General features: G+C 74.3%; 11 protein-coding genes. 7 read left to right on the top strand and 4 right to left on the bottom strand.

What is annotated here, in order from left to right:
• The first annotated feature begins 43 nt into the window (after window positions 1–43).
• Together ACGFIR_RS22300 and npdG are read left to right on the top strand one after the other, a co-directional pair.
• Window positions 44–1,477, top strand: coding sequence for an RNB domain-containing ribonuclease (locus tag ACGFIR_RS22300; protein WP_393146905.1), 1,434 nt, complete (start codon window positions 44–46; stop codon window positions 1,475–1,477).
• Between the two features lie 110 nt (window positions 1,478–1,587).
• Window positions 1,588–2,286, top strand: a complete 699-nt coding sequence (npdG, locus tag ACGFIR_RS22305; RefSeq protein WP_393146907.1) for an NADPH-dependent F420 reductase — start codon at window positions 1,588–1,590, stop codon at window positions 2,284–2,286.
• 212 nt (window positions 2,287–2,498) lie between these two features.
• On the opposite strand, the gene panB is transcribed toward npdG, so the two are convergent.
• Window positions 2,499–3,344 (bottom strand): 3-methyl-2-oxobutanoate hydroxymethyltransferase, encoded by an 846-nt coding sequence (panB, locus tag ACGFIR_RS22310; RefSeq protein ID WP_393146909.1) that lies wholly within the window; start codon window positions 3,342–3,344, stop codon window positions 2,499–2,501.
• Between the two features lie 134 nt (window positions 3,345–3,478).
• Window positions 3,479–5,239, bottom strand: coding sequence for an NAD+ synthase (locus ACGFIR_RS22315; protein WP_393001925.1), 1,761 nt, complete (start codon window positions 5,237–5,239; stop codon window positions 3,479–3,481).
• A 186-nt stretch (window positions 5,240–5,425) separates the two neighbouring features.
• Here ACGFIR_RS22315 and glnA point away from each other — a divergent pair, with 186 nt between their 5' ends.
• The 4 genes from glnA (at window position 5,426) to ACGFIR_RS22335 (ending at window position 8,546) form a co-directional block, all read left to right on the top strand.
• Window positions 5,426–6,775, top strand: coding sequence for a type I glutamate--ammonia ligase (gene glnA, locus ACGFIR_RS22320; RefSeq protein WP_393002891.1), 1,350 nt, complete (start codon window positions 5,426–5,428; stop codon window positions 6,773–6,775).
• Window positions 6,776–6,883: 108 nt separating this feature from the next.
• Window positions 6,884–7,309, top strand: coding sequence for a DUF350 domain-containing protein (locus ACGFIR_RS22325; RefSeq protein WP_393001927.1), 426 nt, complete (start codon window positions 6,884–6,886; stop codon window positions 7,307–7,309).
• A gap of 35 nt (window positions 7,310–7,344) precedes the next feature.
• Window positions 7,345–8,040: a helix-turn-helix transcriptional regulator gene (locus tag ACGFIR_RS22330; protein WP_393001929.1), complete on the top strand. Its 696-nt coding sequence runs from the start codon at window positions 7,345–7,347 to the stop codon at window positions 8,038–8,040.
• Window positions 8,041–8,168: 128 nt separating this feature from the next.
• Window positions 8,169–8,546 carry a VOC family protein gene (locus ACGFIR_RS22335; RefSeq protein ID WP_393001931.1) on the top strand — a complete coding sequence of 126 codons (378 nt, stop codon included), beginning with the start codon at window positions 8,169–8,171 and terminating at the stop codon, window positions 8,544–8,546.
• A gap of 254 nt (window positions 8,547–8,800) precedes the next feature.
• Here the strand turns inward: ACGFIR_RS22335 and ACGFIR_RS22340 are convergent, their stop codons facing one another.
• Window positions 8,801–9,316, bottom strand: a complete 516-nt coding sequence (locus tag ACGFIR_RS22340) for a hypothetical protein (RefSeq protein ID WP_393146911.1) — start codon at window positions 9,314–9,316, stop codon at window positions 8,801–8,803.
• Between the two features lie 208 nt (window positions 9,317–9,524).
• On the opposite strand from ACGFIR_RS22340, the gene ACGFIR_RS22345 reads away from it, so the two are divergent.
• Window positions 9,525–10,409: a virginiamycin B lyase gene (locus tag ACGFIR_RS22345; RefSeq protein ID WP_393146913.1), complete on the top strand. Its 885-nt coding sequence runs from the start codon at window positions 9,525–9,527 to the stop codon at window positions 10,407–10,409.
• A gap of 19 nt (window positions 10,410–10,428) precedes the next feature.
• Here the strand turns inward: ACGFIR_RS22345 and ACGFIR_RS22350 are convergent, their stop codons facing one another.
• Complete coding sequence (locus ACGFIR_RS22350; RefSeq protein ID WP_393147278.1) at window positions 10,429–11,304, bottom strand: LD-carboxypeptidase; 876 nt, start codon at window positions 11,302–11,304, stop codon at window positions 10,429–10,431.
• Between the last annotated feature and the right edge of the window lie 7 nt (window positions 11,305–11,311).

Consider the following 11,311-nt stretch of genomic DNA (forward strand, 5'->3'; position numbering starts at 1 on the left):
CGCCGGGAAGCGGATCATCCGCCACACTGTCAGGATTGACCCCGTGGTGATCCGACGCGTACTCGCACCCCGCATCGACTTCGGCGCGCTGCGCCGTGAACTGGGACTGCCCGAGGGTTTCCCGGCCGCGGCGCAGCGCGAGGCCGAGGGCGCGGCGGCCTCGCCGCCCCGGCCCGCCGCCGACCGCACCGACGTCCCGTTCGTCACCGTCGACCCCGCCGGCTCCCGCGATCTCGACCAGGCGATGCACCTCGCCCGCCGTCCCGACGGCGGCTACCGGGTGTCGTACGCGATCGCCGACGTCGCCGCGCACGTGCGTCCCGGCGGTCCGCTGGAGGAGGAGACCTGGCGGCGCGGGCAGACCGTCTACCTGCCCGACGGCACCGTGCCGTTGCACCCCGAGATCCTCAGCGAGGGCGTGGCGAGCCTCCTGCCGGACGTCGACCGGGCCGCCGTGGTGTGGACGATCGACCTGGACGCCGACGGCGGCACCCTCGGGGTCGCCCTGGAGCGCGCACTGGTCCGCAGTCGCGCCAAGCTGGACTACGTCGGCGTGCAGGCGTCCGCCGACGCCGGCCGGCTGCCCGAGCCGATCGCCCTGCTGCCCGAGATCGGGGCCCTGCTCACCGCCCGCGGCCTGCGCCGGGGCGCGATCAACCTGCCGCTGCCCGAGCAGGACGTCGAGGCCGACGGCGACGGCTGGCGGCTGGTGCTGCGCGGGCCGGCGCCGATGGAGGAGCACAACGCCCAGATCTCGCTGCTGACCGGGATGGCCGCCGCCGACATCATGCTGGCGGGCGGGATCGGCCTGCTGCGTACGATGCCGGCACCGAAGCCCGAGGCGGTGGCGCGGCTGCGGGCCGCCGCCGCCCCGCTGGGCGTGCACTGGCCGGACGGGGCCGGCCCCGGCGAGGTGATCGCCGGGCTGGACCCCTCGCAGCCCCGCGCCGCCGCCTTCATCGACCAGGCCGCCGAGCTGATGCGGGGCGCCGCGTACACGGCCTTCGACGGCGCGCCGCCCGAGCAGCGGGAGCACGGCGGGGTCGCGACCGCGTACGCCCATGTCACCGCGCCGCTGCGGCGACTGGCCGACCGGTACGCCACGGAGGTCTGCCTGGCGCTGCACGAGGGCCGGGAGGTGCCCGACTGGGCCCGCGCGGCGCTGCCCCGGCTGCCGGAGGTGATGACCACGACCGACCGGACCGCCTCGGCGGCCACCCGGGGCGCGATCGAGCTGGCCGAGGCGGTGCTGCTGGAGCACCGGGTGGGGGAGACCTTCGACGCGGCGGTGCTGGACGTCGACGCGCCGCCGGACGGTAAGGCCCGACCGGGCCGCCGCCCCGGCGGCACCGTCGCGCTGGACGACCCGCCGGTGCGCGCCCGCTGCCTCGGCGAACTGCCGCTCGGCGAGCGGGTCCGGGTCCGGCTGGTCACCGCCGACCCGGTCACCCGCGCGGTGGCGTTCGAGCTGGCCTGATCCCGCCTGTCCCTGACCCGCCGGCCGGCACGGGGCTCTCCCGACGCCAGCGGGGATTGTCACAGCGTCCACGACTGCTGCGGGGCGCGCAGGTTTGCGAGGATGTCGGCATGGCTTACGACGCGAGCACGCTGCCCGACGTGTCCGGGCTGACCGTCGGCATCATCGGCGGCACCGGCGACCAGGGGCGGGGTCTCGCCTACCGGTTCGCCCGGGCCGGTCAGACCGTGCTGATCGGATCCCGCTCGGCCCAGCGGGCCGCGCAGTCCGCCGAGGAGATCGCGGCCCTGCCGGGCGTGCCCGCCCGGGCGCGGGTGACCGGCGGCGGCAACGAGGAGGTGGCCCGGGGCAGCGACGTGGTGATCATCGCGGTGCCGTGGGACGGGCACGCGGCCACCGTCGCCGCGCTCGCCGAGCCGCTCGCCGGCAAGATCGTCGTCGACTGCGTCAACCCGCTCGGCTTCGACAAGCAGGGCCCGTACGCCCTCCCGGTCGCCGAGGGCAGCGCCGTGCAGCAGGCCGCCGGGCTGCTGCCCGACTCCCGCGTCTGCGCCGCGTTCAACCACGTCAGCGCGCCGCTGCTGGCCGACCCGGAGATCGACCGGATCGACCTCGACGTGCTGATCTGCACCGAGGACCGCGAGCTGGTCGGCGTGGTGGCCGCGCTCGCCGCCCGGATCCCCGGCATGCGCGGCATCTACGCCGGCCGGCTGCGCAACGCCCACCAGATCGAGGCGTTCACCGCCAACCTGATCGCCATCAACAAGCGCTACAAGGCGCACGCCGGCATCCGCGTCACCGACCTCTGACAACACCCGCCCCGCCCGGCTGACCCGCCTGCCCGGCGTCGCCCGAGATCCTGGTACGGAACGGCCCCTCGAAGGCCCGTTTCCTACCAAGATCTCTGCGAGCTGGGCCTACCACCCCGGGCGGCTCGCCGATCCTGTCGGTAGCGGTTCCGTGCGGTGTGAGATCGCGACGGGCGGTGCGGCCCGCAGGGGCGCACCGCCCGTCGAACGGATCAGAAGGTGTGTTCCTCGGCGGGGAACTCGCCGCCACGGACCTCGTCGGCGAAGCGTCGCGTCGCGTCCGTCAGGGCACCCGCCAGGTCGGCGTAGCGCTTCACGAAGCGCGGCGCCCTGCCGGTACGCAGGCCGGCCATGTCCTGCCAGACCAGCACCTGGGCGTCGGTGTCCGCGCCGGCGCCGATGCCCACGGTCGGGATCGGCAGCTCCGCCGTGACCCGCTTGGCCACCTCGCCGGGCACCATCTCCAGCACCACGGCGAACGCGCCCGCCTCGGCCACCGCCCGGGCGTCGGCGATCACGTCGTCGGCCGCGTCGCCGCGCCCCTGCACCCGGTAGCCGCCGATGGCGTGCTCGCTCTGCGGGGTGAAACCGATGTGCGCCATCACCGGGATGCCGGCGCCGGTGATGGCGGCGATCTGCGCCGCGCAGCGCCGGCCGCCCTCCAGCTTCACCGCGTGGCAGCCGCCCTCCTTCATGAACCGCACGGCGGTACGCAGCGCCTGCGCGGGGCCCTCCTCGTAGGAGCCGAACGGCAGGTCGCCGACGACCAGCGCGTGCCGGGTCGCCCGGACCACCGCGCGTACCAGCGGGAGCAGTTCCTCGGTGGTCACCGGAACCGTCGTCTCGTAGCCGAAGACGTTGTTCGCGGCCGAGTCGCCGACCAGCAGCACGGGGATGCCGGCCTGGTCGAAGATCGAGGCCGTGTACTGGTCGTACGAGGTGAGCATCGGCCACCGCTCGCCGCGCTCCTTGGCGGCGATCAGGTCGCGGGTGCGGACCCGCCGGGTCGCCGGGCCGCCGTAGAGGGCGGTCACCTCGGACGGGGTGGACTCCACCATGACTCTCTCCTTCCTCGAGGCCGCGTGCGCGGTCCCCGGGTTCCGCCCGATCGTCGCACCAGACGACCGGCCGGCGGCAGAGCGCAGTGGAGGATGTCACTCCCGGGCCGCCACCGGCCCGGGAGTGACCCGGCTCAGCCGTCCTCGCGCCACCGGTTCGTGATCGGCAACCGCCGGTCCCGCCCGAAGGCCTTCATCGAGATCTTCGCGCCCGGCGCGGACTGGCGGCGCTTGTACTCGGCGGTATCCACCATCCGCAGCACCCGGTCGACGATGGCCGGGTCGTGGCCGGACGCGACCAGCCCGTCGCGGCCCAGGTCGCCGTCGACGTAGCCGATCAGGATCGGGTCCAGCACGTCGTAGTCGGGCAGCGTGTCGCTGTCCAGCTGGCCCGGGCTCAGCTCGGCGCTCGGCGGCTTGCCGATCGAGTTCTCGGGGATGGGCGGGGTCTCGCCCCGGCGGGTGGCGTCGGCGTTGCGCCACTTCGCCAACCGCCAGACGAGCGTCTTCCAGACGTCCTTGACGGGGTTGAAGCCGCCGACTGAGTCGCCGTAGAGGGTGGAGTAGCCGACCGCCAGCTCGCTCTTGTTGCCGGTGGTCAGCACCAGGTGTCCCTCCTGGTTCGACAGCGCCATGAGGATCACCCCGCGTACCCGCGCCTGGAGGTTCTCCACGGAGACCCCGGAGAGCGACATGTTCGCCAGGAAGGTGTCCACCATCGGCTGGATCGGCTCGACCCGGTAGTCCAGCCCCGTCCGCTTCGCCAGCTCGGCCGCGTCCTCCCGGCTGTGCTCGGAGGAGTGCTGGCTGGGCAGTGACACGCCGACCACGCGGTCCGGCCCGAGCGCGTCCACGGCCAGCGCGGCCACCACCGCAGAGTCGATGCCGCCCGAGAGGCCCAGCACCACCGAGGGGAAGCGGTTCTTGTTGACGTAGTCGCGCAGCCCCAGCACGAGCGCCTGCCACACCTCGGCCTCGTCGGCCACCGGTGCGATGATCCCGCCGGTGGCGACGGGGCCGTCGGGCGGCGGCGGGATGTCACCGGCTTGCGTGCGTACCACGCGCAGCCCGTCCGCCAGCACCTCCTCGGGGGCGGCCTGCTCGGCGGCCGGGGGCAGCTGCACGTCGTGCACCAGCAGGTGCTCGACGAACTGCGGCGCCCGGGCGAGCAGCTCGCCGTCGGCGGCCACGATCATCGAGTCGCCCTCGAAGACCAGCTCGTCCTGCCCGCCGACCATGTTGACGTACGCCACGGTCGCGCCGGCCTCGGCGGCCCGGCGGCGGACCAGCGGCAGCCGGACGTCGTCCTTGTTCAGCTCGTACGGCGAGCCGTTGATGGTCAGGACCAGGCCGACGCCGGCCTGGCGGGCGGCGGCGAACGGGCCGCCCGCCTGCCACAGGTCCTCGCAGATGGTCAGCGCCACGTCCACCCCGCCGACGCGGACGACGCTCAGCGCGTCGCCGGGGATGAAGTAGCGGTCCTCGTCGAAGACGCCGTAGTTGGGCAGGTGGTGCTTGAAGTAGGTGGCGACGACCGCCCCCCGGTGCAGCAGGGCAGCCGCGTTGCGGGCGCCACGACCGGGCTCGGCGTCGCCGCTGACCTGCGGCGGGCCGTCGGCGTCCAGGTAGCCGACCAGCACCGGCAGGGCGCCCAGCCCGTCGGCGTCGAGGTCGGCGGCGAGGCGGTGCAGCGCGGCCTTCGACGCGGCGACGAACGACCGGCGGAAGACCAGGTCCTCGACCGGATAGCCGGTCAGCATCATCTCCGGGAACGCGACGATCTGGGCGCCGGCGTCGGCGGCTCGACGGGTCCAGTCACGGACCAGGCCGGAGTTGCCGGCGAGGTCGCCGACGGTCGGGTTGACCTGGCACAGGGCGAGACGCAGGGTGGGCATGTCCTCATCTTGCCCCAGCCGGTCGGGTCCGACACCGCGGGCGGTGGGCGACGGAGTCGGCTGCGGGACCGGCGGGACGCCCGCCGGCCGGTCGCGTAACGTCGGCGTAACGAGGCGGGTGGAGACTGGTCGGTCAGGCCGGGCGAACCCCGGTCGCAGGTGTGCAAGGTGTCGCGAGGGGTGGAAGTGGACCGTCAGCAGGAGTTCGTCCTCCGTACGCTGGAAGAGCGGGACATCCGGTTCGTCCGGCTGTGGTTCACCGACGTGCTGGGCACGCTCAAGAGCGTGTCGGTGGCCCCCGCCGAGCTGGAGGCGGCCTTCGACGAGGGCATCGGGTTCGACGGCTCGGCGATCGAGGGCTTCGCCCGGGTCTTCGAGTCCGACATGGTGGCCATGCCCGACCCGACCACCTTCCAGGTCTTCCCGTTCGAGGGCGGGGTCAGCGGCGAGAGCGCCCGGATGTTCTGCGACGTCCTGCTGCCCGACGGCAGCCCGTCCTGGGCCGACCCGCGGCACGTGCTGCGCCGGGCGCTGTCCAAGGCGGCCGAGAAGGGCTTCACCTTCTACACCCACCCCGAGATCGAGTTCTTCCTGCTGGAGAACGGCCCGATGGACGGCTCGGTGCCCGTCCCGGTCGACACGGGCGGCTACTTCGAGCACACCACCCACGCCGTGGCCCGCGACTTCCGCCGGCAGGGCGTCCTGGCGCTGGAGCGCATCGGCATCTCCGTGGAGTACAGCCACCACGAGGTGGCCCCCGGCCAGCAGGAGATCGACCTGCGCTACGCCGACGCGCTCACCACGGCCGACAACATCATGACGTTCCGGCACGTGGTGAAGGAGGTGGCGCTCTCCACCGGCGTGCAGGCCACTTTCATGCCGAAGCCGTTCACCGACCAGCCGGGCAGCGGCATGCACACCCACCTGTCGCTGTTCGAGGGGGAGCGCAACGCGTTCCACGACGCCAGCGACCCGATGAAGCTGTCCAAGGTGGCGCGGGCGTTCATCGCCGGGCTGCTGGTGCACGCCCGGGAGTACACGGCCGTCACCAACCAGTGGGTCAACTCCTACAAGCGGCTGTTCCCGCAGGCGCTGCCGGACCGCGTCACCGAGAGCCCCGCGTACGTCTGCTGGGGTCATCTGAACCGGTCCGCGCTGGTCCGGGTCCCCGCCTACGGCAAGCCGAACTCGGCCCGGGTGGAGATCCGCTCGCCCGACTCGGCGGCCAACCCCTACCTGGCCTTCGCGGTGCTGCTCGGCGCCGGGATGAAGGGCATCGAGGAGGGCTACGAGCTGCCGCCGGGCGCCGAGGACGACGTGTGGTCGCTGACCAGCGCCGAGCGCCGGGCGATGGGCTACGAGCCGCTGCCGGAGAACCTCTCCGAGGCGATCGACGTGATGGCCGGCTCCGAGCTGGTCGCCGAGGTGCTCGGCGAGCACGTCTTCGACTTCTTCCTGCGCAACAAGCGGGCCGAGTGGGAGCAGTACCGCCGCGAGGTCACCCCCTACGAACGGCAGCGCTACCTGTCGCTGTAGGGCTGTCTTCCCGCGCTGGGACGGGGCTCCCGCCGGTGGCGCGGTGCCGCTATCGTCTCGGTCACCGCGCCGGCACCCCCGCCGGGCGCAGAGTTCGGGAGGCAGTCGGTGCTGGAAGACCTGCTCAACGGAGCATGGCAGAGCCTGGTGTTCGGAGTCGTCGGGGTGGGCCTGATGGCGGCCGGGTTCGGGCTGGTCGACCTGCTCACTCCCGGCAGGCTGCGGGAGCTGATCTGGGTGCGGCGCAACGGCAACGCCGCGCTGCTGCTCGCCGCCAACCAGCTCGGCATCGCCGGGATCGTGTTCACCGCGATCCTGACCAGCTACAGCGACTTCGACAAGGGGATCCTCTCGACCCTCATCTTCGGCGTGGTCGGGCTGGCCATCATGGCGCTGGCGTTCTTCGTGCTGGACCTGCTGACCCCGGGCAGGCTCGGCGAGATCATCTGCTCCGACGAGCCGCACCCGGCGGCCCGGGTCAGCGCCGCCACCCACTTCGGCGCGGCACTGATCGTCTGCGCCTGCATCGCCTGACCTGTCCCGTCACACCCCCGCCGTAGGTTGCGGGGGTGAACCGGACGGACCGTCTCTATGCCCTGGTCGAGGAGCTGCGCGCCGTGTCGCCACGGCCGCGCAGCGCCCGCTGGCTCGCCGACCGCTTCGAGGTGAGCACCCGCACCATCGAGCGCGACATCGGCGCCCTCCAGGAGTCGGGCGTGCCGATCTGGGCCGAGCCGGGCCGCACCGGCGGCTACGCGCTTGACCGGGCCCGCACCCTGCCGCCGGTCAACCTCACCCCCGTCGAGGCGGTCGCCATGGCGGTGGCGTTGCACCGGATGCGCGGCACGCCGTTCGCCGCCGCGGCCGGCACCGCCCTGCGCAAGCTGATCTCCGTGATGCCGGCCGCCGATGCCGCCGAGGCGCACCGGCTCGCCGCCCGGGTGCACCTGATCGGCGACGGCCCGGTGACGCCCGTCCCGGCCGCCGTCGCCGACGCGGTGCGCGCGCGACGCGTGCTGCGCCTGCGCTACGCCGACCGCTCCGGTGCCGGCTCGCTGCGCGACGTGGAGCCGCTGGGCTACCTCGGCAATCCCCGACACTGGTACCTGCTGGGCTGGTGCCGGCTGCGGGCCGGCATCCGCGCCTTCCGCGTCGACCGGATCACCTCGGTCACGACCCTCGCCGAGCGGGTGCCGGAGCGCGAACTGTCCGCCGACGACATCGACATTCCCCAGGAGCGGATCCGCCGGCTCAGCCTGGTCTGAGCCGGGACAGCGCGGCCACGGGCCGGTGTCGGCGGAGAAACACCGACAGGACGGTGTCGCGGGCGGGGTCGAGGCTCTCTCCTGACGGCGCCGGCCGACCGGCCGGCGCGCGGAGACGGGAGGCACCCATGACCATCGGCAACGCCGTGACCTGGTTCGAGATCGGCACCGAGCGGCCGGACGAGGCCGAGCGCTTCTACGGCGACCTGTTCGGCTGGAGCTTCACCGAGGAGGGCACCGCGGGAGCGTCGTACCGGACGACGGGGGGCGGCACCGGTGCGGGCATCGGCGGGGCGGTCCGGGGGACCGGCGGGGCGAGCCCGAACTACGCGGTCTTCTACGTGCAGGTGGCCGACGTGGCGGAGACGGTGCGGCGGGCGGAGGCGGCCGGCGGCAAGGTGCTGGTGCCGCGCACGGAGAACGACAACGGGCTGACCCTCGCCCATCTGCTCGACCCGGCCGGCAACCACTTCGGCGTCTACGCCCCGCCGCCCGCCGACTCCTGACCGGCCAGCGGTCCCGTCCCCCGGCGGACCACCGCCGCCGCGCTGCCCGCCGCCCGGCGTGGTGGTGCGGGCGCTTGCGGGCACCGCCGTCACTCCACCCGGCGTGATGGTACGGGCGCCCGCCGGCACCGCCGTCCCTCCACGGGGTGTGGTGGCGCCGGCGGTTGCGGGCATCGCCGTCCCTCCACCGGTGTGGCGGTGCCGAGCCTTTCGGCACTCGCCACACCGGCGGGACGGGATCGGTCAGCCGGCCGTCACTTTCCGGCCGGTGCGCCGTGGCCGCCCCGACCGCCCGGGCCGGGCAGGACGCCCGCCTCGGCGGCGGCGGTGACGGCGTCGGCCTGCTCCTGGGTGAGCTTGCCGTCCTCGACGGCCTGCGCCAGGCGCTCCTTCAGCGCGGCCTGCCGGTCCGCGGAGTCGCCCCGCTCGCCGCGTTCGGGCCGGTCGCCCTTGTCGCCGCGTTCGGGCCGGTCGCCCTTGTCGCCCTTCCCGGCCCGGTCGGCCGGCTTGTGCTCCGCGCGCAGCTTCTCCAGCGCGGCCGTCACCTTGTCGGTGTCGACGCCCAGCTCCTCGGCCAGCTTCTCGGCGAACTCCGCCTGCCGGTCGGTCCGCTGCTGCTGGCGCTCGCCGTTCTCCGTGGCACTGGCGCTCGGCGTCGGGGTGGCGCTGTCCGCGGCGGATGCGACCGCCGGGGCGGTGAGGCCCACGCCGAGTACGCCGGCTGCGGCCAGCCCGGCCAGCAGGTGCTTCTTCCTCATGGTGCGGGACACGTCGTCCTCCAGCTCGTCGTTGGATGGTGCGATGACGTCACCGACAGTGACCAGCCGGGCTGGGGGTGAGCCGTGGCGACCCTGTCAGCCAGCTGGCAATCTGGCGGTGCGACCGGACAAACGGGTTGCACCGGCGCGCGGGGGCGGTAAGGGTGTGCGGTCGGCACGGCCCCCGCCCGGGTCGAGCAGGTGACGGAAGGTGATCGTCTTGACGACGTCCGCGAAGATCCGGGAAGTTCCGCTGACCGGGGCCGGCGCCGGCCCGTACGCCATCACGGTCGGCCCCGACGGCGCGCTGTGGCTGACGCTGGTCCACGCCGGTGAGATCGCCCGGCTGGGCGCGGACGGCGAGCTGCGCACCTGGCCGGTGGCGGCCGACAGCCGACCGCTGATCATCACCCCGGGCCCCGACGGCGCCCTGTGGTTCACCCGCTCCGGCGACGACCGGATCGGCCGGATCACCACCGACGGCGACCTGAGCGCCGTCGAGCTGCCGGCCGGCACCGGCCCCTGCGGCATCGCCGCCGGTCCCGACGGCGCCCTCTGGTACGCGGCCATGAGCGCCGACGCGATCGGCCGGGTCACCGTCGACGGGGAGCAGACGCGGTTCCCGCTGCCGGTGCGCGGCGGCTTCGCCTCGATGGTCGCCGCCGGGCCGGACGAGGCCGTCTGGTTCACGCTCAACCAGGCGGACGCGGTGGGGCGGATCGGCATGGACGGCGTGGTGACCCTGCACCCGCTGCCGACCGAGGGGGCCGCGCCGGTCGGCATCACCGCCGGCGTCGACGGGGCGCTCTGGTTCGTCGAGATCGGCGCCGGTCAGCTCGGCCGGATCACCCCGGACGGGCGGATCACGGAGTTCCCGCTGCCGGACCGGTCCGCCCGGCCGCACGCGATCGTCGCCGACCCGGCCGGCGGCTGCTGGTACACCGAGTGGGGCGGCAACCGGATCGGCCACGTGACCCCCGACGGCGCGATCACCACCCACGACCTGCCGACCCCGGCCTGCGAGCCCCACGGCCTCACGGTCGCCCCGGACGCCACGGTCTGGGCCGCCCTGGAAACGGGTGCCCTGGCCCACCTGACCCCCTGAACGAGGGCCGCGCGGCCGGTCAGCGGACGGCGGGGGCGACCGTGAGGGTGCCGGCCTGCGTGTCGAGGGTGGCCTCGGTGCCGACCGGAACGGTGAGCTGGTTGCGGCCGTGACCGATCGGGAGGCCGCCGAGGACGGGGACGCCGAGGTCGCCGAGGCGCTCGGAGAGCACGTCCGCGACGCCGACCGACCAGCCGTCCGCGCAGTCGGTGAACTGGCCCACCGCCACCCCGGCCAGCCCGTCCAGGGCGCCGGCGCGGCGGAGCTGGGTGAGCATCCGATCCACCTTGTAGGGCGGCTCCTGCACGTCCTCGACGAGCAGGACCGCCCCGGTCAGGTCCGGCATGTCCGGGGTGCCCAGCGACGCCACGATCAGGCAGAGGTTGCCGCCCAGCAGCGGGCCGGTGGCCCGGCCGGGCACGCGTACCGCGAAGGTCTCCTCCTCGGCCACCGCGCTCACCGTGACCGGCTCGGTGGTCATCAGGGCGGCGTGCAGCGACTCGGCCGAACGCAGCGGCGTGCGCTCGTCCAGCCAGGCGGCTCCCGGGCCGTGCACCCCGGCCAGCCGGGCGCCCCGCCAGAGCGCGAACTGGAGCGCCGTGATGTCGGAGAAGCCGGCGACCACCTTCGGGTCCCGGCGTACGGCGGCCATGTCGATCGCGTCGACGATCCGCTGCGCGCCGTAGCCGCCCCGGGTGCAGATCACCCCGCGCACCCCGGGGTCGGCGAACGCCGCGTTGAGGTCGGCGGCGCGCAGCTCGTCCGCGCCGGCGAGGTAGCCCTGCCGGGCGTACGCGTTCGGCGCGAGCACCGGCCGCAGCCCCCAGCCGGTGAGCAGTTCGACGCCCCGGGCCACCCGTTCCGGTCGGGTCGGGCCGGACGGCGACACCAGCATGACGGTG

The sequence above is a fragment of the Micromonospora sp. NPDC049051 genome, assembly GCF_043197575.1.
In the GTDB taxonomy this organism is placed as follows: Bacteria; Actinomycetota; Actinomycetes; order Mycobacteriales; family Micromonosporaceae; genus Micromonospora.